At 41.5% G+C, this 21,023-nt stretch carries 19 protein-coding genes, 1 rRNA gene and 2 riboswitches; of the genes, 12 read left to right on the forward strand and 8 right to left on the reverse strand.

Annotated features, from left to right (window positions below; all coding sequences use genetic code 11):
- Positions 1-18 precede the first annotated feature (18 nt).
- The 6 genes from ATG70_RS21965 to ATG70_RS21990 all read right to left on the reverse strand — a co-directional run bounded on the left by ATG70_RS21965 (position 19) and on the right by ATG70_RS21990 (position 7,072).
- Positions 19-996 (reverse strand): ABC transporter permease, encoded by a 978-nt coding sequence (locus ATG70_RS21965; RefSeq protein WP_098446648.1) that lies wholly within the window; start codon positions 994-996, stop codon positions 19-21.
- 52 nt (positions 997-1,048) lie between these two features.
- Positions 1,049-2,557, reverse strand: a complete 1,509-nt coding sequence (locus ATG70_RS21970; RefSeq protein ID WP_098446579.1) for a sugar ABC transporter ATP-binding protein — start codon at positions 2,555-2,557, stop codon at positions 1,049-1,051.
- Complete coding sequence (locus ATG70_RS21975; protein ID WP_098446580.1) at positions 2,554-3,687, reverse strand: sugar ABC transporter substrate-binding protein; 1,134 nt, start codon at positions 3,685-3,687, stop codon at positions 2,554-2,556. The genes ATG70_RS21970 and ATG70_RS21975 overlap by 4 nt, the downstream gene beginning before the upstream one ends.
- The gene (gene mtnA / locus ATG70_RS21980) at positions 3,684-4,745 is read right to left on the reverse strand and encodes an S-methyl-5-thioribose-1-phosphate isomerase (RefSeq protein ID WP_098446581.1); all 1,062 of its coding nucleotides are present in this window, start codon (positions 4,743-4,745) and stop codon (positions 3,684-3,686) included. Before mtnA ends, ATG70_RS21975 begins: the two co-directional genes overlap by 4 nt.
- Positions 4,746-5,957 (reverse strand): S-methyl-5-thioribose kinase, encoded by a 1,212-nt coding sequence (gene mtnK, locus ATG70_RS21985; protein WP_098446582.1) that lies wholly within the window; start codon positions 5,955-5,957, stop codon positions 4,746-4,748.
- 108 nt (positions 5,958-6,065) lie between these two features.
- A riboswitch (SAM riboswitch) is annotated at positions 6,066-6,203 on the reverse strand.
- 86 nt (positions 6,204-6,289) lie between these two features.
- Entirely contained in the window at positions 6,290-7,072 is a 783-nt protein-coding gene (locus ATG70_RS21990; protein WP_098446583.1) for a carbon-nitrogen family hydrolase, read from the reverse strand.
- A 102-nt stretch (positions 7,073-7,174) separates the two neighbouring features.
- Between ATG70_RS21990 and ATG70_RS21995 the strand changes: the two genes are divergently transcribed.
- The 5 genes from ATG70_RS21995 (at position 7,175) to ATG70_RS22015 (ending at position 11,669) form a co-directional block, all read left to right on the forward strand.
- Complete coding sequence (locus ATG70_RS21995; RefSeq protein ID WP_098446584.1) at positions 7,175-8,347, forward strand: pyridoxal phosphate-dependent aminotransferase; 1,173 nt, start codon at positions 7,175-7,177, stop codon at positions 8,345-8,347.
- An 84-nt stretch (positions 8,348-8,431) separates the two neighbouring features.
- A riboswitch (SAM riboswitch) is annotated at positions 8,432-8,541 on the forward strand.
- 95 nt (positions 8,542-8,636) lie between these two features.
- The gene (locus tag ATG70_RS22000) at positions 8,637-9,836 is read left to right on the forward strand and encodes a 2,3-diketo-5-methylthiopentyl-1-phosphate enolase (RefSeq protein WP_098446585.1); all 1,200 of its coding nucleotides are present in this window, start codon (positions 8,637-8,639) and stop codon (positions 9,834-9,836) included.
- Entirely contained in the window at positions 9,833-10,531 is a 699-nt protein-coding gene (locus ATG70_RS22005) for a 2-hydroxy-3-keto-5-methylthiopentenyl-1-phosphate phosphatase (protein ID WP_098446586.1), read from the forward strand. Before ATG70_RS22000 ends, ATG70_RS22005 begins: the two co-directional genes overlap by 4 nt.
- Complete coding sequence (locus ATG70_RS22010) at positions 10,494-11,117, forward strand: methylthioribulose 1-phosphate dehydratase (RefSeq protein WP_098446587.1); 624 nt, start codon at positions 10,494-10,496, stop codon at positions 11,115-11,117. Before ATG70_RS22005 ends, ATG70_RS22010 begins: the two co-directional genes overlap by 38 nt.
- Positions 11,118-11,135: 18 nt before the next feature.
- A complete protein-coding gene (locus ATG70_RS22015; protein WP_098446588.1) occupies positions 11,136-11,669 on the forward strand; it encodes an acireductone dioxygenase in 534 nt (177 codons plus the stop codon).
- A gap of 47 nt (positions 11,670-11,716) precedes the next feature.
- Here ATG70_RS22015 and ATG70_RS22020 read toward each other — a convergent pair whose 3' ends face one another.
- Complete coding sequence (locus ATG70_RS22020) at positions 11,717-12,235, reverse strand: GNAT family N-acetyltransferase (RefSeq protein ID WP_179886377.1); 519 nt, start codon at positions 12,233-12,235, stop codon at positions 11,717-11,719.
- A 114-nt stretch (positions 12,236-12,349) separates the two neighbouring features.
- On the opposite strand from ATG70_RS22020, the gene ATG70_RS22025 reads away from it, so the two are divergent.
- Positions 12,350-13,231 carry an alpha/beta fold hydrolase gene (locus tag ATG70_RS22025; RefSeq protein WP_179886378.1) on the forward strand — a complete coding sequence of 294 codons (882 nt, stop codon included), beginning with the start codon at positions 12,350-12,352 and terminating at the stop codon, positions 13,229-13,231.
- Positions 13,232-13,237: 6 nt separating this feature from the next.
- Here ATG70_RS22025 and ATG70_RS22030 read toward each other — a convergent pair whose 3' ends face one another.
- The gene (locus ATG70_RS22030) at positions 13,238-14,311 is read right to left on the reverse strand and encodes an ATP-binding protein (RefSeq protein ID WP_098446591.1); all 1,074 of its coding nucleotides are present in this window, start codon (positions 14,309-14,311) and stop codon (positions 13,238-13,240) included.
- Between the two features lie 268 nt (positions 14,312-14,579).
- Here ATG70_RS22030 and ATG70_RS22035 point away from each other — a divergent pair, with 268 nt between their 5' ends.
- The 6 genes from ATG70_RS22035 to ATG70_RS22060 all read left to right on the forward strand — a co-directional run bounded on the left by ATG70_RS22035 (position 14,580) and on the right by ATG70_RS22060 (position 20,792).
- Positions 14,580-15,752, forward strand: a complete 1,173-nt coding sequence (locus tag ATG70_RS22035) for an MFS transporter (protein WP_098446592.1) — start codon at positions 14,580-14,582, stop codon at positions 15,750-15,752.
- A 162-nt stretch (positions 15,753-15,914) separates the two neighbouring features.
- On the forward strand, positions 15,915-16,418 hold the full coding sequence (locus ATG70_RS22040; RefSeq protein ID WP_098446593.1) for a DoxX family protein: 504 nt from the start codon (positions 15,915-15,917) through the stop codon (positions 16,416-16,418).
- Positions 16,419-16,592: 174 nt separating this feature from the next.
- Positions 16,593-16,910, forward strand: a complete 318-nt coding sequence (locus ATG70_RS22045) for a hypothetical protein (RefSeq protein ID WP_098446594.1) — start codon at positions 16,593-16,595, stop codon at positions 16,908-16,910.
- A 54-nt stretch (positions 16,911-16,964) separates the two neighbouring features.
- Positions 16,965-17,309: a CHY zinc finger protein gene (locus tag ATG70_RS22050; protein WP_098446595.1), complete on the forward strand. Its 345-nt coding sequence runs from the start codon at positions 16,965-16,967 to the stop codon at positions 17,307-17,309.
- A 229-nt stretch (positions 17,310-17,538) separates the two neighbouring features.
- Positions 17,539-18,858: a TrkH family potassium uptake protein gene (locus ATG70_RS22055; RefSeq protein WP_098446596.1), complete on the forward strand. Its 1,320-nt coding sequence runs from the start codon at positions 17,539-17,541 to the stop codon at positions 18,856-18,858.
- Positions 18,859-19,239: 381 nt separating this feature from the next.
- Positions 19,240-20,792 (forward strand): 16S ribosomal RNA (locus tag ATG70_RS22060).
- Positions 20,793-21,023: the final 231 nt, after the last annotated feature.

Consider the following 21,023-nt stretch of genomic DNA (forward strand, 5'->3'; position numbering starts at 1 on the left):
TGCAGTGCATCGCTTCTTTTACATTTTAATTTCGCGCTTGTTTTGATAGAACGTAAAGGCAAGTGCCCCTATTAAAATGGTCCCTTTAATAATATCCTGAGCATAGTAAGGAACATTTAACATCGTTAATCCATTGAGAAGAATGCCGATCAAGACAGCCCCTACAAAAGTACCGAGTGCGTTTGGTTTACCAGCACCGAGTACAGAATAGCCAATTAATGCTGCAGCCACACCGTCCATTAGAAGTGGGGCGCCAGCAGAAACCTGGCCTGTACCAATACGAGATGCGAGTACAATGCCAGCAATACTAGCAAATAGTCCGCTTAACACATAAGCGAGAGTACGGTATCGCTGCACAGCAACTCCTGAAAGCCTTGCTGCTTCGCGATTACTTCCTGTCATATAAAGCAATCGACCAGCACGCGTATACGTAAGGAAAAGGTGAACCAATATGACACAAAAAATCATAAAAATAGCGGGGAACGGGACGCCTGCTATTTCCCCTTGTCCAATAAAGAGAAATGAGGGGATAAACTTGCCTGGTGCCGTTGTACCGTCATCCATTGGCATATTATTGTAGATTGAAAAGCCTTTTGTGTAAGTTAATTGAATACCATTTACAATATACATGACAGCAAGTGTTGCAAGAAGATCAGGGATTCTGATTTTGATTGTAATGAATGCGTTGATCAAACCAATGACTATTCCTAAAAGAATCGGGATAAGAAGGGCTATAAGAAGCTCCTGTCTATACCATACGAGGGAGGCAGCACTTGCAATGGTTGCTAAACTAACTGTCGATCCAACTGAAAGGTCAAATCCTCCTACAATAAGTGTAAACGTTACCCCGAGTGCAACAAGCGTAACAATCGAGATGGACCGAAGTATATCAGCGAAATTACTATAGGTTAGAAACCGATCGTTCAACAAGGTGAAACTTACAATAAGCGCTAATATGACGAGCAGTGTGCCGTATTTCACAAAAAAATGAACTATTTTATTTTTAAAAGGTGTGACGAGAGCATTTTGTTTCTGTGTATGTGCTAATTCAGCTGCTGATTTCAATTGTTGTACCTCCTGTTGCTGCTTGCATAATGGCTGATTGATTCATGTTATCACCAGTTAAGGTCGCTGTGATTTCTCCGTCGTACATAACAAGAATTTTATCGGAAATCTCCAAAAGCTCATCGATTTCACTTGAAAAATAGAGAATCCCTTTTCCTTCATCAGCGAGTTGCTTTATGAGAGACAATACCTCAGATTTAGCTTTAACGTCGATGCCTTTAGTAGGTTCATCAAATAGAAATACGTTTCGATTTGCATCTAACCACTTTCCGATCGCCGCCTTTTGTTGATTTCCTCCACTCAGGTGATGAATCGGTTGCCGAGTGGAAGAAGCTTTTATACCAAGCTGATTGATTTGGTTGGACGCATAATTTTCTTCTTTCTTACGGTTGAGTAGGCCATTTTTTGAGTGACGGCGTAATGAAGGAAGCGTCAAATTATCTGATAACGAAAAATCCAGTAAAATCCCTGTTTTTCTTCTTTCTTCAGGTATAAGGCAAACACCCGCATTAATGGCGTCACTAGGAGAGCGAAAACGATACGTACGATTATGAAGGTGAATCTTCCCTTTTTGAGGCTTTGAGGCGCCAAATAAGGATAAGGCGGTTTCGGATTTACCCGCACCTACAAGTCCTGCGACGCCAATGATTTCTCCATGATTTAATTCCAAATTGATATTTTTTTCGGTTTCTGGAACATGAACATTCTCAGCTCGAAATAACGTGTGGTTTGATACTTGTCTTTTTCGTTCTTTCTTATTTCCAATCGCTGAACCAAGCATATTGGTAATAATCTCATCGGCTGATACCGCCTTTGTTTCAGCTGTGAGATGAACTTTACCATCACGTAAAATCGTAAATCGATCGCTTATTTCTTCGATTTCAGGCATACGGTGAGAAATATAGATAATACCGACACCTTTCTTTTTTAAGCTGTTAATCAGGTGGAATAAAAGTTGTGTTTCTTCTATGCTAAGTGGCGCGGTAGGTTCATCAAGGATTAAGTATTGAACATCATGAGCCATTGCACGAGCGATCAGAATCAGTTGTTTTTCCGAGAGTGTGCAATCGGAAGCAAGCTTATCTGGATTCAAAGGGATCCCCAGTGTCGCTAGTAATTGCTTTGTTTTTTTGCGCTCTTTTTTAGATGAGTAAAGTTTAAAAGGAGATTGATTAACGGAATCAGCCCAAATATTTTCTGCTACCGAAAGGGCAGGAAAGAGAGCCGTATCCACTTCTTGTACAACAATGCCAATGCCTGCTTTTTTGGCATCAGAAGGAGTTCGAATTGATAAGGGTTGCCCGTTATATGAAATTGAACCGCTGTCCCGTTCATAGTCCCCACAGACAATTTTCATTAGCGTGCTTTTTCCTGCTCCGTTTGTACCTAATAAGGCGTGCACTTCACCGGCATGAATCGTGAATGAGACGTTTTTTAATACAGTCGTACTGCCAAATGATTTAGATATATTATGAATCGTTAATTGGTTCATTTAGTGTCTGCCTCTTCAACGCGTTTTTCCATCCATGGTGATGTGGCAGCGTCAGATGAACCCCATCCGTCAACGTATTCCCCAAGCTTATCCATGGAGATCGTTTCTTCAGGTAAATCGGACTGCTTTACAAGATGAGGATCAAGTGAAAAGATGTCAGGTGCATCTTCTCCAGCGATTTTTTGATAAGCAAAACGAACTTGAACACGTCCAACTTCAGCTGGATCAGTTGCAGCTGATGATAGCCACGGGCTATTTTCCTTCTGCATCATTTGGAGGTCTTCATCACTCATATCAATGCCATAAACCTTGATTTCGTCTCTGCCTGCTTGCTCGATCGCTCGAGTCGCGCCTTTAGCAAATTCATCCCATGGAGCAAATACAGCGTCAATGTCTCCTTTGTTTGGGTATTGCTTTAGAATCGTTTCCATTTGTGTCTGGGTATCAAGAGCTGTATTAGCGCTTGCCGTTCCGAATTTAGCGATTTCCTTAATTCCTGGATAGCGCTCCTGGAATGCCTCGTAGATGACATTTCGTCGTTCCATCGGTGCAAATCCTCCAACCCAAACGTATACAATATTGCCTTCGCCGTTAAGGTCTTGAGCAAGTTTTTTCAGCGTGTCCCACGCGAGGCTATAATCATCCTGATCGATGACGGTAACGCCTGGGACATTAATATCACTATCAAAAACGACAACAGGAATCCCTTTCTCTACTGCTTTTTTCACTCCTGGTTCCAGTGCGTCTGCTCGTCCGTGATCGATTAAGATGGCATCGACATTCTGATTGATCGCTGTATCAAGATGTGTCGCCATCTTTGAAAGATCATTATCAGCATTATAAACCTGGACACTTCCTCCAAACTTTTCAACCTGATCTTCAACCCCTTTGACATATTGGGAAGAGAATGTTCCAAGAGAAGCTTGCATAATCGCAGCAATCTTTATCGGTTTTTGCACCTCTTTTGGAATGTCAGATGAAGTTTGCGATGTTTCGTCTTGCGTTTTTGAGGCAGTCTCATTTGTTTCATTATTGCTTGCTTCAGGTTCACTTACAGCATCTTGCTCACTTGTGCATGCGGCAAGAACGAAGAGAAGAAGAATGGATAACATAAGTCCTAAACGTTTCATGAATGTACCTCCGTGTTTTCAATATCTGGTAAAGTAAGATGAGCAAGGTTTTCTTCGAATGGTGTTCGAATGATGCCGTGTTCTGTAATGATTCCTTTGATTAAGCGATGTGGCGTTACGTCAAATGCAGGATTGAAAATCTCAATATTTTCAGCCGCGACGCGCTCTCCTTGATAGTGTGTGATTTCTTTTGAATCACGCTCCTCAATCGGAATGGCATCTCCATTAGGAATCGAATAGTCAATCGTTGAAATGGGTGCTGCAATATAAAAGGGAACATTGTAAGCCTGAGCGATATGAGCAAGGCCGAGCGTGCCGATTTTGTTAGCTGTGTCTCCGTTGGCTGCAATTCGATCCGCACCGACTATTACCGCTGCGATTTTCTTTGTTTTTAAGACGTGCGCCGCCATGCTATCCGTAATAAGCGTTACGTCGATACCGGCACGTTCAAGTTCCCATGCGGTTAGTCGAGCACCCTGGAGAACGGGTCTCGTTTCCGTTGCAATCGCGGAAATCGTGAGGCCGTTTTGCTTAGCCAAGTGGAGCGGAGCAAGGGCAGTTCCATATTTCGCTGTTGCAATTCCGCCTGCGTTGCAGTGGGTGAGAATGGTATCGCCATCCTTCAATAGTTTAAGTCCGTGTTCTCCGATACGTTGACAGACAAGTTCATCTTCTTTATGGATAAGTAACGCTTCGTGAAGAATCGCGTCTTTCATTTTTTCGACAGTTGATAAAGGAAGAGTCACACGAACAATGCGATCGATCGCCCATGAGAGATTCACGGCAGTTGGGCGAGAAGATGAGAGGTATTCTCCTTGCTTAAGTAACTCTGCTTTAAAAGTTGATGGTTCGGTTGTTTCTGCGTGTTGACTCCAGAGAACAAGACCATACGAAGCCGCAATTCCAATCGCTGGTGCACCGCGCACGACGAGGGAAGATATGCTATTCCAAACATCTTCGATCGCCGTCTGTTTGAGATAGCTTTCTTGATGTGGTAATTTACGCTGATCAAGCAGTAAAAGGTGATCTCCTTTCCACTGAAGAGATGGGATAGTCATTTAAACGCCCTCCTTAATCGTATCGATGTAATATTTAATCGAATCGATGTTCTTTCGATTTAAAATGAGTTTTTTTCCAAGTGTTAAAGCTCTTCTTTCCACTGCTAGTTTTACTTCTGGATCAGTAATCGTCTCAATTTCTTCTACATGAGCAAGTCCAATCGTTCTTCGGATGATTTTACAACCAGCAAAACCAATACTATCGACAAAAATAGACTGAAGATGAGTATTGAGATAACCTCTGGAATAGCGGTTATCTTCTGAAAGGTGGGTGTCCCAAAGGGAGCGGAACGTAGAGTCAAATACGGTCCAAACTTCAGTGATAACACCAAAGAGATAGGCTAGATATCCGTCTTTTTCTTCCTCGGTTCGATGGGCTTCCTGGGAGAGAATGCTAAGCGTAATATTGGCAATAAAAGCCCCAACATCAAATCCCGCTGGGCCATAGAAAGCAAATTCCGGATCGATTACTTTTGTTGAACCCTCCGTTACGAAGAGGCTACCTGTATGTAAATCCCCGTGTATTAACGCTTCTCCTTTTGTTAAAAAGGAATGTTTAAGCGAAGCAACTTCATTTAGGAAGTCTTGATCTTCCCACAAAATTTCAACATCTGGTCGAATTTCGTCTGAAAATGCGTTGCTTTCAGCATTATAAAAGGGGTCTGAAAAGACGAGACTCTCCGTGATCCCGCATAAATCTGGATTACTAAACCGTTTAGCAAGCTCTTTCTTTTTTGCAGAACCAAGACCGTAGTCAGAGGTGAAAAAGAGCGTGTGAGCGAGGTAAGTCCCGACATTTCTTGCGAGCTCAGGGTAGACACGTCCTTCAATAAGTCCTTTGCGCAAAATCGTATGCGATGATAAATCTTCCATCACTGTTGCTGCTTTTTCTGAGTCATGCAAATAAACAACTGGGGAAAATTCAGGAACAAGCGAATGAGCTTGTATGAGGGCCTCGCTTTCAATTCTCGACCGGTCAAGTGTCAGTGGCCAGGATTCACCAACAACCTTGGCATAAGGCAAAGCTTGTTTGACGATCCACGATTCCTCTGTTGCTTTGTTTTGAACATGGAAAACATAGTTTAAATTGCCATCCCCGATTTCCTTTACGAGAAGGGGGGAAGAGGGATCGATAAAATTGTGATGCACTAAAAAGTGAACAACGCTTTCTTGTGTAAATGGTGTATATCCCGACTTAACTTGAAAAGACATGTGTAAGTCCCCTTTCTAATGGATGATGTATAGAAGCATTCGTGATTAAAAGACATAAAAAAAGCCTCTTTCCGAAGAAAGAGGCTTGAAGACAGATATCCTTCACACCTCTTATCTTCCAGGATGAATAACATCCTGTTGGAAGTAGCACCGTGCCATCTAAGCCATCCTGAAAAGATGTACTTAAGAATAGGTCGGTTGCTGGGCGTCATAGGGCCAAATCCCTCAGCCTGCTCTTGATAAGAGAAAGTTTATGAAATTATTTTACAATTTTTTCGCTTGAAATGTATGTTACAGAGAAACAGATGCATTTGTCAATAATATTTTGAATTTTATTTATATATATCTGGACGTCGATCTTCAAAGATGGGGATACGACTTCGGATTGATGGTATTTCTTCCTCATCAATCAAGCCTGTTAAGATCGTTTCCTCTTCGCCTGCTTCTGCGATAATCGTTCCCCACGGATCAATGATTAAAGAATGTCCGCCAAACGCATTGTCTGGATCTGCTCCTACACGATTACAAGCAATCACGTAACATTGGTTTTCAATAGCGCGGCTAATAAGTAATGCTCGCCAATGATCCGTACGCTGTTTCGGCCATTCGGCTGGAACGAACAAAACTTGTGCACCTTCAATGGCATGAAGGCGAAGCCACTCAGGAAAGCGAATATCATAACAGATGAATCCGGCACTTGGGAGTTCTTCAAGTGTGAAGTGGCTTTTCTCATTTCCTGAAACAAGGTATTTCTCTTCATTCATCAGGCGAAATAGATGAGCTTTGCTATACTCATGGATAAGCTGCCCATCTCGATTGAAAACGAGCATCGTATTCGTTACATGATCATTGTGTTGCTTTGCAATTGAGCCACCTACTATACTCACCTTATTCTTTTTGGCTAGGTCTGAAAGAAATGCAATGGACTTTTCTGCATTTGTATCCCCAATTTCGTCTAGTCTCGATAAGTCATAACCAGTCGACCACAGTTCTGGTAAAACAATAATATCTGGTTTGTCATGAACAGCCTTAGCAACAAGCTCTTTCACTTTCGAGAAATTTTCTTCCGGGTTTCCAAACGCAATATCAAATTGCAACAGAGCGATTTTTTTCATTGTTTTCTCCTCCTCGCTTACAAAATAAGCTTTACATGATTGTGTATCCAAGATAACATAATTTACTAGAATTTCACGAAAATTTTAACAGGATGTGATTCTTTGAAACAATTTCAAACTTCGGATGCGCTTAAACGATTACCGGAACAATTTTTTGCGAAGCTTGCTGGAAAAGTGAACCGCTATGTAGAAGCGGGTTATGACATGATTAATCTTGGACAGGGAAATCCTGATCAGCCAACACCTGATCATATTATCAAGTCCTTGCAGAAGGCAGCTGAAAATCCCACCTATCACAAATATCCGCCATTTCGAGGACAGCCTTTTTTGAAGCAGGCGGCTGCTGATTTCTATGAGCGAGAATTTGGAGTGAAGCTTGATCCAGAGAAGGAAGTTGCCGTTCTTTTCGGTGGAAAAGCAGGCCTTGTCGAGGTCAGTCAATGTTTACTAAATAAAGGTGATGTGGCACTCGTTCCAGACCCTGGATATCCCGATTATTGGTCAGGTGTCGCGATGGCTGAAGCGGATATGCAAATGATGCCGTTGCTTGAGGAGAATCATTTCTTACCAGACTATGATGCGATTCCAGAGGATTCATTAAAAAAAGCGAAAATGATGTTTTTAAATTATCCAAACAACCCAACTGCAGCTGTTGCAACGAAGCGCTTTTTTGAGGAAACAGTCAGTTTTGCAGAGACGAATGATATTTGTGTTGTGCATGATTTCGCTTACGGTGCGATCGGGTTTGATGGCGAGCGACCGATTAGCTTTTTGGAAACAGGGGGTGCAAAAGACAATGGAATTGAAATCTATACCCTTTCAAAAACATATAATATGGCGGGATGGCGTGTAGGATTTGCAGTCGGAAATCAATCTGTTGTTGAGAGCATCAATCTCCTTCAGGATCATTTTTACGTTAGTCTATTTAGTGCGGTGCAAGAAGCCGCAGCTGAAGCTTTGCTTGGATCGCAGCAGTGTGTAGAAGACCTTCGCGATACGTATGAGTCGAGACGAAATGTTCTCATTCAAGGACTCCATGACATTGGCTGGAATGTCACTTCTCCTGCGGGATCGTTTTTCGCCTGGTTAAAAGTACCTGAATCCTTTACTTCAGAAAGCTTTGCAGATTACTTACTTGAAAGCGTCCAAATTGTTGTCGCACCTGGCAACGGGTTTGGTGAATATGGTGAGGGCTATGTACGAGTGGGGCTATTAACGTCTGAAGATAAGCTAAGAGAAGCGGTGGAACGAATTAAGTCTCTTAATCTCTTTTGATTCAGAAAAATTAAAAAACAGTTTGACAGAATTTCTTGCGTCTGGCATAATTCAAATCAATTACTAAAAACGAATAATTGCAAACTCTTATCCAGAGAGGTGGAGGGACGAGCCCTTTGAAGCCCGGCAACCGATTTTTAAGTTTTCTTAAAGACACGGTGCTAATTCTCGCAGCAAAAGCTGGAAGATAAGAGGAAGAGCATGGTGATAAAGACCTCTTCCTCGTGAAGGGGTCTTTTTTGTGTGATGAGCGAAAATTGAAAGGTAAAGACTGAAAGGAATGAACGTGATGAGCCGTCTTATAGCTACCTATCTTGTAAATAATGATCATCAATTAGCCCAGCGTGCCGAATCGATCGCTCTCGGATTAACCGTTGGCACATGGACGAATCTACCGTTATTAGAAAAAGAACAGTTACAAAAACATAAAGGAGAAGTCGTTAGGGTGGAGGAGAGAGAAGGTAAAGGGATCATTGTTATCTCCTATCCAGCGATTAATTTCAGTGCTGATATACCGGCGATTTTAACAACCGTTTTCGGCAAACTTTCTCTTGATGGAGAAATAAAACTCATTGATTTAGAGTTTTCGGATGAGTTGCTTCAAGCCTTTCCGGGGCCGGGGCATGGGATAGAAGGCATCCGCAAACTTGCAGATGTGCATGATCGACCACTTGTCATGAGTATTTTTAAAGGGGTGATTGGAAAGCCATTGCATGAGTTAGAACAACAAATGCAGGCACAAGCCCTTGGTAAAGTTGATTTCGTAAAAGATGATGAAATTCTTTTTGAAAATGAGTTATCTCCTCTTGAAAAGCGCGTCCCTGTTTTAAAAAAAGTGCTGGATCAGACGTCAGAAGTGACAGGGAAACGCACACGATATGCGGTTAACTTAACCGGAAGAACGGACATTCTGAAAGATCGAGCAAAACGCGCGATTGAATTAGGGGCTGATGCCCTGTTGTTTAACGTTTTTACATATGGTTTAGATGTCCTTCAGTCTCTTGCTGAGGATAAGGATATCTCGGTTCCGATCATGGCTCATCCTTCTTTTTCAGGGGCTATGGCTGCATCGAGCACTTATGGCATAAGTTATTCCCTGTTACTTGGAAAATTACTTCGAACCGCTGGTGCTGATTTCTCTCTTTTTCCTTCCCCTTACGGAAGCGTGGCGTTAGATCGAAACGAAGCGCTCGCAACAGCCTTAGCTCTGACGGAAGAGAATCAACTGAATAAGACATTTCCGGTTCCTTCAGCAGGCATCCATCCAGGATTGGTCCCACTTTTACTTCAGGACTTTGGAAAGGATAGCGTTATTAATGCAGGAGGAGGCGTGCACGGTCATCCAGGAGGAGCCGCTTCTGGAGGAAAAGCATTCCGAGCTGCGATTGAAGCTGTTCTAACAAATCAAACTCTCGAAGAGGCATCGCTTAATAGTGAGGCACTTCACCAGGCACTTACAAAGTGGGGGAGCACAGAGGTGGTTCGATGAAAAAGCCGATTATATTTTGTGATTTTGATGGCACGATTACAAATAGTGATAATATCGTTTCCTTAATGAAACGTTTTGCTCCGAAAGAATGGGAGCAAATAAAAGACAATATTTTAGCGCAGAACCTATCCATTCGGGAAGGAGTGGGGCAGATGTTTCATTTGATTCCTTCCAGTCGAAAGAAGGATTTGCTTGATTATTTATTAGCTACAACCGAGATTAGACAGGGATTTGCCGAGTTTGTTCATTATACAAAACGAGAAGGAATCCAGCTTTACGTTGTAAGCGGAGGAATTGATTTTTTTGTCTATCCGCTTCTAAACCCATTTGAAATACCAGAAGAGAACATTTTCTGCAATGGGAGCGATTTTACGAACGAAACGATCACGATTACTTGGCCATACTCTTGTGATGATGATTGTACAAACGATTGCGGATGCTGCAAGCCAGGCATCTTAAAAAAGTTTGATGGAGATACATACCGAAAAATTGTGATCGGTGACTCTATAACGGATCTAGAGGCAGCTAAACGGGCAGATCAAGTCTTTGCAAGAGATTACTTAGCAAAGAAGTGTAAAGAACTATCCATTCCTGCAGTTCCGTTTGAGTCGTTCCATGATATCGTTCGAAAATTGAGGGAAGAAAAGGAGGGGTATGATGAGTCTCGTACAGAAACGTTGGAACGAACTCGCTGATATCAAAGATGAGTTAGCAGCTCGTGATTGGTTTCCAGGAACAAGCGGCAATCTCTCAATCAAAGTAAGTGAGGAGCCGCTACAGTTTCTTGTTACCACAAGTGGTAAAGATAAAAGAAAACGAACGGAAGAAGATTTCATATTGGTCGACCGTGATGGACAGGCAATCGAAAAAACTTCTTTAAAACCATCTGCTGAAACAATTGTTCATCAGGCCATCTATCAAAAAACAAATGCAGGATGTTGTTTGCACGTCCACACAGTAGATAACAATGTGATTTCTGAACTTTTTCGTACAGAGGGTGAGGTTACTTTTCAGGGTGTTGAATTAATAAAAGCATTTGGGCTCTGGGGACAAAATGATCGAATATCCGTTCCAATCATTGATAACTCCAGTGACCTTTCTTTACTTGCTCAGGATGTTGTTCATGTTATCACTAAAGAAACGAAAGCTGTATTAATGAAAAATCATGGTATTACGGTATGGGGACGCGATGGTTTTGAAGCCAAAAAGTATCTCGAAGCATTTGAGTTTTTATTTAGTTATCATCTTAAATTAAGAAACTTTCAATCTGTAGTAAGCTAAGCGAGGGAGGAAGAAAAAATGGCGGTTATTAAAGTGAGAAATACAGGTGAAGTAATTGAAGGAAGGGATGCTGTAAGTGCATTTCTACAACAAGAAGGTGTTCTTTATGAACAGTGGCAGGTAGAAAAGCTCCCTGAACAATTAAGAGGTAATTGCACTGTAACAGAAGAACAAAAAAATGAAATTTTAACTGTATTTAATGAAGAAATTCGTTCGCTAGCTGAACGCAATGGATACGGAAACTGGGATGTGGTGGCTCTTTCTGAAGAAACGCCAGACCTAGATGTCATTCTGAAGAAATTCGAACAAGTGCACGTCCATACGGAGGATGAAGTAAGAGCAATTACCGCTGGCCATGGGATTTTTGTGATCAAAGGAAGCGTCGGATATTTTGATGTTGAATTAGATCCAGGCGATGTGATTTCTGTTCCAGTGGATACACCGCATTTCTTTACATTAATGGATGATCGTCAGGTTGTAGCTGTTCGTCTATTTATTGACCCATCAGGCTGGGTTGCCCACCCTTATGAAGAGAAAGAAAGTGTAAACTAAAAGAAAGCGACCGTGAGTGTTCGTCGGGCGCTTTTCTATATCGATATTTAGGTGCAAATCGTAATCAAATCTTCTAGATCTGGCCAACCAAAAGCCGTTTCTAGAAGTTTTTTTTCTGCAATTTCGGTCTCTTTCTCAGCAACTTTAAGTGGATGAAAGCTTTGATAAAAGTGAGCGGCTGGATTTCCGTTCAGAACCCACACAAGCATCGATTGGTATGATTCGTTTTTGAGCTCTTTCGCAACAGAACATAATAGCTTTTTTCCTGCCCCTTTTCGCTGTGCTTCTTCAAGAAGATAAATCGCATACAGCTCTCCATCATAGTGATAAGGTGTTGATCTATTTTTCCCACCGTTTGCAAACCCGATAATTTCTCCTTGATCGACGGCTACAAAAATAGTGCTGCCAGCTTGAATAAACTTTTTCCAACGGGCTTCCCGTATTTGAATATCAAGTGCATTAAGATAATCTTCTGGAATGAGCTGCTGATAGGTCGATTTCCAGCTATTCACATGAACAGTTGCTATCGCTAGAGCATCATCTACTGTCGCATTTCTAATTTTCATGGGAGCTCTCCTCATTACCTATGATTTCTTACTCCACTCACTTCTAGAAAAAGGGAATGAATCCTGCTAGTCGAATAAATGAAGTAGCCATACATAATGGAAGGACTGAGTTCTATGAAAAAAATGAAGGTGAACATAGAAGGTCTCGACGTCTGCATTTATGAATGGGGAAGTCAGCGTAACCCCACCGTTCTCCTACTTCATGGTTTGACGAACAATGCGCTTGGGTTTAACGAGATCGCTGATCGTTTGCAGGATCATTTTCATTTGTTTGCGATTGATTTACCTGGCCACGGTGAGACTCAGCCTTTTAATGAAGAAAAAAATTATTCCTTTCAATTTCTAACCGAATGGCTCGAAAAGGTACGTTTTGAACTAAGCAATCAGCCAGTTTATTTGATTGGCCATTCTTGGGGAGCGGCTCTAGCTCTCCACTTTAGTAGTCGGTTTTCTGAAATGGTGAATGGCGTTGTGATGATTGATGGAGGTTATCTCCTTTTTGAAGAAGATCCTTCTATAACGTTAGAGGAATTCCTGAAGCAAATGTCACAGTGGATCACAGAAAGTTATTATTCAACTATAGAAGAGTATGAGAAAAAGAAGAAAGAGGAAATTGGTAGATGGAGCCATGAATTGGAGCAAATGGTTCACAGGGATATGAAGGAAGTGGTGGGCGGCGTAGCAATGAAGGTAAGCGGAAATACGGTAAGAGCGATTGGAAAGTCACTCTATCTTGAGTCGTGCCGCGACGTTTTCCATCAGGTGCAGGCGCCAATCTTTCTTATAAGAGCAACCCTTCCTGAGGATGGAGAAACGATAAGACGTCAGGCAGCAGCTAGAATGCAGGAGGAGCTGGGAACTCATTGTAAGGTAAGTGCTATTCCTGAAACGGGACATGTCCTACACTGGCAAAGACCTGAAGAAACGATAAAAAAGATTAAACAGTGGTTAGAAGAAAAGGTTAACGAAAAGATCTATACACAAGCCCCTGAATAAAAGGGGTTAGGTGCGATAGATCTTTGGGAAGTTTAATGTAACGATTGTTCCTTTGCCTTCGTTACTTTCAATAGTAAAAGTGCCTTTATGTTTTTTGACAATTCTCTTGCAAATTGTCAGTCCAAGTCCTGTTCCGTTCTTTTTCGTAGTGAAAAAAGGTGAGCCAAGTTTTTCAAGTTCTTCATCAGCGATGCCACTACCATTATCAATTACTTGAATCTGTATGTGTTCCTTTCGTTCCATAGCTTTGATAGTAATTTCTCCTTCTTCACCAATTGCGTCCATCGCATTTTTAAGCAGGTTAATAAAAACCTGTTTTAGTTGGTTACTTTCACTATAAATAGGAGAGAGAGAAGAAGCATATTCCTTTTGTAAAATAATGCTTTTCATGTTAGCTTGACCGCTTAGTAATTCAATAACTTCATCTAATATAAGATCAATACGGTTGTTTTGAAAATTGGTTTTTGTTGGTTTTGCTAGAATAAGAAATTCATCAATGATTTGCTCAATCCGATGAAATTCTGAATCCATCACTTGTACATAGCGATCAATGTCTTTATCCGTATTTCTGAATTGAATTAATTTCAAAAAACCTTTCAATGAAGTGAGTGGATTTCGTAACTCATGTGCAATTCCTGCCGCAAGTTGACCAACAATAGATAGCTTTTCTGATTGAACAAGGTGTTCTTCATTCATTCGTTTTTCTGTAATATCTTTTGCTATCCCAATCAATCTCTCAACTGAACCTCCTTCTACAAGAGGAACAAGTGTAATATCGAATAATTTGTAACCCTGCTTGGGAAAAGAGTACCCTTCCTCAAATTGAATCGTTTTCTTTCGAATAATCGCTTCTTGAAATCTTTTAATGGCTTGAATTCCCTGATCAACACCGAGAAAATCTTCTATTCTTCGGCCGGATATGGCTTCTTTGGAAGTTTCATAATTGGATAGATAAGCTTCATTTACAGCTTCAATTTCATAGTGATGCACATCAATGACCCGAATTTGGAAGATCAGATCTGAAATATGATGAAAGATGATATCTAAATTTACATCTTTTAGCTCGCTTCCTTTTTCCATAGAAATCCCCCATAATCAGCTTTTTGACATCGCATTAATTGGATATTTCTACAAGATATGCGAATTCCCTTCTAATTATGATCGATATGCGTAAATGATTGACGTTTTGTAGCGATTGAACAGAGAGGTTAAATTCTGTATCCCTGTTGGAAAGGCTCCTATCCATTGGAAGAAGATTGCAATTCAAATGGTCATGCTATAGAGTAAGAAGAAGTATTTTGATGCAATCATTCATCTGATTTTGTGAAAGGAAGGGTTTCTAAAGAGCATGACTAAAAGGGATAGCGTCTTTTTTCTAAGTTTGTTTTTATTCTTTTTTCATGGTGCAAATACAATCATTATTAGCTATATGCCAGTTTATTTCCAACATAGCGGTATGTCGGAAAGTAAAATAGGATCTATTCTTGCGATTGGACCATTAGCGGCAATTCTAGCTCAACCCTTTTGGGGATACCTAAGTGATAAATTTGGTACGATAAAAAAAGTTTTGCTTGTGACGCTGGTTGGAGTAGCTGTTGTTAGTGTTTTTCTTTTAACGAACAGTCATTACGTGTTTATTTTAATTTCAGCAGCGATTTTTTATGTGTTTATGTCTCCTACGGGAGCACTTGGCGATAGTCTTGCTGTTAAAACCGCTGCTAGCGTGAATAAAAACTTTGGAAGTATTCGAACATGGGGATCGATTGGTTTTGCTGTATCAACGCTAATCGTTGGTCAGTTTTTCTCTTTCTTTGGTATAAGTACGATTCTAATTCCATTCATGTTTATGATTGTGATCGCCTTTCTTACAGCGATGAGAGTATCGGATGTAAAAACGCGTAACAAACCAGTAACAGTGTTTGATGCGATGAGGATTGGGAAGAATAGTAAGTTTCTATTATTTTTAGGAACAATCCTGTTTTTAACGATTCCACATCGGGCCAATGATAGTTTCATAGGACTTTATCTCACGGAACTTGGTGGGAATGAGTCTCAAATTGGGCTTGCTTGGTTTGTTGCTGTATCTAGTGAAGCTGTTATATTCGCTACCAGTCACTATTGGTTCAAAAGATTTAATGAAATTGTCTTTATCATGATTGCAGGTGTCATCTATGCAGTTAGGTGGTTTGGGTTAGCGTACATAGGGGGGCCGGTTGCCGTTATCCTCCTTCAAGTTTTTCACGGTGTAACGTTTGGTGTTTTTTACGTTGCTGCGTTTCAATATGTGACAAAGTTAGTACCCGAGCACTTGCAAGCCACGGGACATCTTCTATTTATCTCTGTTTTCTTTGGACTATCAGGGATTCTAGGTTCATTGTTCGGAGGGCTGATCTTTGAAAGATCTTCTGGAGCAACTTTGTATGCTGTGATGGGATGTTTAACCCTAGTTGGGTGTTTTGTGTTACTTTTCTATCGCATCGTTGAAAAAAGAAAAACGAAAACAGATGAAAGTTACGCTTAGGACAGATGAAATTCTGTCCTTTTTTTATTATCCAATTATTTCATACCCGAATTATGCTGAAATAAACCAGATAGGATATTGGTGATGGTTGTCACAGACCGGTGAAAGAAACCTGACTACAATGAAGGTGTGATAAAAATAAAGTTGTGGAGCGTGAGGAGTATGTTTGTTCATTTTTTGAGAGAGAACAAGGGAGCTTCTGGCATTCTTTTTCTTATTCGATTGTTTCTAGGCTATCAATGGATCACGGCTGGATGGACAAAAATAACGAGTGGTTTTGACGCGAGTGGTTTTTTGCAGGGAGCGGTTGCGAGTGCGAGTGGAGAACATCCGGCTGTTCAAGGTTGGTGGGCTACTTTTTTAGAAGGCGTAGCCATTCCCAATGTCGATTTCTTTAATGTCTTAATACCATGGGGAGAGTTTCTAGTTGGACTTGGTTTAATACTTGGTACTTTCACAACTCTTGCGGCATTCATGGGAGTAGTGATGAACTTTGCTTTCCTCTTTAGTGGTACAACTAGCACGAATCCAATGATGGTTATTCTCGGAATGCTCTTATTAATTGCCGGTTATAATGCAGCTAAAATTGGGATTGATCGATGGCTTATCCCAATTGTTAAGAAAAGCATTCATATGCGACAGATGAAGCCAGCACTTCATCACTAAGAAAGAGGTTCCGTGAAAACGGGGCCTTTTTTGTTTTGATAATTAGAAAGGTTGGTGCAAGCGTAACATTACAGTTAAATAAAAAAAGAGGAGGAACTGTAATAAAAAGTAAAGAGGCAGATGGGAAGGAACAGCGAATTTGGTTTAGTGATTATTAATTTGGGAGGCTAGACCATGTTTGGTATATTTAAAGAAAATGAAGAACGCTATTTGAGTTGGCACAGCGCTAATCAAAATGGGTATGTTTTTAATCATTTTAAAGGAAAAGATGCGGCTTATAATAAAATTCATTTAGCTACTTGTAGGACACTTTGGCGAGAAAAAGATGAGGGAGCAAGAACGAAAGTGGAAAAGATTTGTTGTGATAACCTTGATGAGCTTCTTAAGATAACAGAAGAGATGAGGCAGACAAAAGGTTATTCCTATTGCAAAATCTGTATGCCCGAATACATATTGAAAGGTGAAAAGTTAGCCAAATATTCTTGGCGTTAAGTTATAAGGAAATTGGTATGATAACGTTACTTATAGTATTAGGAGAGGATACAAATGCTTCAAGATCAAATTATAGTAAAAGGAAAAACCGTAGATAACAAAACACGATGCGAACATTATCACAGTGAACGAGATATTGTTGCGATTAAATTCTATTGTTGTGATACTTACTATCCGTGTTTTTTGTGTCATCAAGAAACAGCTGATCATCACGTCACAGTATGGCCAAAGGAAAAATATGATAAAAAAGCTATTTTATGTGGAAACTGTCGTTCTGAATTAACAATTCAGGAGTACTTAACAGCACATTCTATGTGTCCTTACTGCCACGCTTCCTATAATGAAGGTTGCAAACTTCATTACCATCTTTATTTTGACGAAAATAAAACCGTGAAATAATCGCTTTACTTCAGATGAAGGTGCAGGTATTATTATTTCAATCTTTAATTGAAATTCTATTACGATGCATTAAACTAACTCTAACGATAATAGACTGCTTGAGACACAGAAGTTCTGTGTTTTTTCTTTTGTCGTCTCCCCTTCACGTATTGTTTTTGTGTATTTTGGCAGAAGTCTTCGGTTGATTCGTTTAGTTTAATGGCACCATTAAGAAAGAAGGAAAATAATCATGAAGCTGAAAGAACTATTTCTTCATCCGCCAAGAGCTTTACTGCTTCTATTTCTCATTGTAAGTACGATTGGAACTGTTTTACTGAAATTACCCCAAGCAACAACTACGCCTGTCAGCTGGTTAGATGCCTGGTTTACAGCTATATCAGCTATCACAGTTACAGGGCTCGTCGTGGTAGACACGGGTTCTGTTTATACAGTTTTTGGTCAGGTTGTTATTATGCTATTAATTCAAGTTGGTGGACTTGGTATTATGTCATTTGCTGTTGTTATCTTTCTTCTAATTGGAAAGAAAATCGGGATTTCACAACGTCTTCTAATCACACAAGCATTAAATCAAAAAGGAATGGGCGGCATTATTAAGCTTGTAAGAAGTCTCTTTATTTTTTCAATAGTAATTGAAATCATTGGAGCCACTCTTCTATCTGCAAGATGGATACCGGAATATGGAATAGGGACCGGCATTTATGTAGCCATCTTTCACGCCATTTCAGCTTACAATAACGCTGGATTTTCCATTTGGTCTGATAGTCTTTCTTCCTATGTAGGAGATCCGATCATTAACCTTGTGATCGTAATGCTTTTTATTTTAGGAGGAATCGGCTTCACAGTTTTGATTGATCTAAAGGATAAGAAGCATTTTAGAGAGTGGACGCTTCACACGAAGTTAATGGTGATAGGAAGTCTCTTTATTAATGCACTTGCTTTTCTCGTCATTATTACTCTTGAGTGGAATAACGCTTCTACTCTAGGTCAGTTAAATGGAGCTGGGAAGGGATGGGCGGGCTTTTTTCAAGCGTTAACTCCACGAACAGCAGGCTTTAATACGATTGATATCGGTAGTATGGAAGAAGCTTCCCTCTTCTTTACAATATGTCTCATGTTTATTGGTGCAGGAAGTGCTTCTACGGGTGGAGGCATTAAGCTGACGACGTTTATCGCTATGCTTCTTTCTGTTAACACTTTCTTAAAAGGAAAGAATGAAGTAACGATCTTTCATAAGACGCTAGCCTTTTCGGTCATTATCAAAGCACTTGCTATTACGGTTATCTCGACAGGGGTTGTTCTAGTAGGGGTTTTCATTCTTGAACTTACGCAAGACTCCCCTTTTCTAGCGAATTTGTTTGAAGTTGTATCGGCGTTTGGTACCGTAGGACTATCAATGGGGATAACGGGTAATCTAGATGGCATTGGGAAGCTCACGATTATTGTGATCATGATGGTAGGGAAACTAGGACCCCTCACACTAGCCTTTATCTTTGCTTCTAAGAAAACACCAAAAATCAGATATCCTGAAGAAGAAGTACTGACAGGTTAAAATGGTTTCTGATTAACTTTTTTATGAATGGGCATCAGATGGTAAAGATAATAGAGATAGCAAAAAGACCGGTTACGTAAATAGGTAAACCGGTCTTTTAAAAAGATAGGAAAATAATTCTCGAAAACTATTGACGACATTATATCACCATGGTAAGATGGTTCTTGTCACTTCGAAACATTAGCAACAACTTACATACGAAAATGTTTTTAAAAAAGACATTGACTAAATGAGAGATTGCTGGTAAGATAGAAGTTGTCACTCGGGAGAAACGAACCGAGATTAATAGAATTAAATCGATCTTTGAAAACTGAACGAAACGCCATGTAAGTAGTTGTTTCTACGGAAACAAAAATTGTTTTAAAAGCTAGATTAAGCTTTCTATCGGAGAGTTTGATCCTGGCTCAGGACGAACGCTGGCGGCGTGCCTAATACATGCAAGTCGAGCGAAGAGATGGGAGCTTGCTCCCTGATCTTAGCGGCGGACGGGTGAGTAACACGTGGGCAACCTGCCCTGCAGACTGGGATAACTCCGGGAAACCGGAGCTAATACCGGGTAATACATCGCACCGCATGGTGCAATGTTGAAAGTTGGCTTTCTGAGCTAACACTGCAGGATGGGCCCGCGGCGCATTAGCTAGTTGGTAAGGTAATGGCTTACCAAGGCGACGATGCGTAGCCGACCTGAGAGGGTGATCGGCCACACTGGGACTGAGACACGGCCCAGACTCCTACGGGAGGCAGCAGTAGGGAATCTTCCGCAATGGACGAAAGTCTGACGGAGCAACGCCGCGTGAGTGACGAAGGCCTTCGGGTCGTAAAGCTCTGTTGTTAGGGAAGAACAAGTACCGTTCGAATAGGGCGGTACCTTGACGGTACCTAACCAGAAAGCCACGGCTAACTACGTGCCAGCAGCCGCGGTAATACGTAGGTGGCAAGCGTTGTCCGGAATTATTGGGCGTAAAGCGCGCGCAGGCGGTCTTTTAAGTCTGATGTGAAAGCCCACGGCTCAACCGTGGAGGGTCATTGGAAACTGGAGGACTTGAGTGCAGAAGAGGAGAGTGGAATTCCACGTGTAGCGGTGAAATGCGTAGATATGTGGAGGAACACCAGTGGCGAAGGCGGCTCTCTGGTCTGTAACTGACGCTGAGGCGCGAAAGCGTGGGGAGCAAACAGGATTAGATACCCTGGTAGTCCACGCCGTAAACGATGAGTGCTAGGTGTTGGGGGGTTCCACCCTCAGTGCTGAAGTTAACACATTAAGCACTCCGCCTGGGGAGTACGACCGCAAGGTTGAAACTCAAAGGAATTGACGGGGGCCCGCACAAGCAGTGGAGCATGTGGTTTAATTCGAAGCAACGCGAAGAACCTTACCAGGTCTTGACATCCTCTGAAAATCCTGGAGACAGGACGTTCCCCTTCGGGGGACAGAGTGACAGGTGGTGCATGGTTGTCGTCAGCTCGTGTCGTGAGATGTTGGGTTAAGTCCCGCAACGAGCGCAACCCTTGATCTTAGTTGCCAGCATTTAGTTGGGCACTCTAAGGTGACTGCCGGTGACAAACCGGAGGAAGGTGGGGATGACGTCAAATCATCATGCCCCTTATGACCTGGGCTACACACGTGCTACAATGGACGGTACAAAGGGCAGCAACACCGCGAGGTGAAGCAAATCCCATAAAGCCGTTCTCAGTTCGGATTGCAGGCTGCAACTCGCCTGCATGAAGCCGGAATTGCTAGTAATCGCGGATCAGCATGCCGCGGTGAATACGTTCCCGGGCCTTGTACACACCGCCCGTCACACCACGAGAGTTTGTAACACCCGAAGTCGGTGGGGTAACCTTTATGGAGCCAGCCGCCGAAGGTGGGACAAATGATTGGGGTGAAGTCGTAACAAGGTAGCCGTATCGGAAGGTGCGGCTGGATCACCTCCTTTCTATGGAGAATTACGAAGGTAACTTACGTTACCAACCTTACATGAGCGTTTCGTTTAGTTTTGAAAGAATGATTACTTCTTTCAAAACGTGGCTTATATGATGAAACAGATGTGCACCTGCGTCTTCGAGTAACGCTAACGATGTTGGCTTCCTCGGTGCAAGGCAGCATAGAAGTGGATTCAAGTAGTAGCCTTGTTCCTTGAAAACTAGATAGCATAAACAACGACATC

This window comes from Bacillus sp. es.036 (genome assembly GCF_002563635.1).
Taxonomy (GTDB): Bacteria; Bacillota; Bacilli; order Bacillales; family Guptibacillaceae; genus Guptibacillus.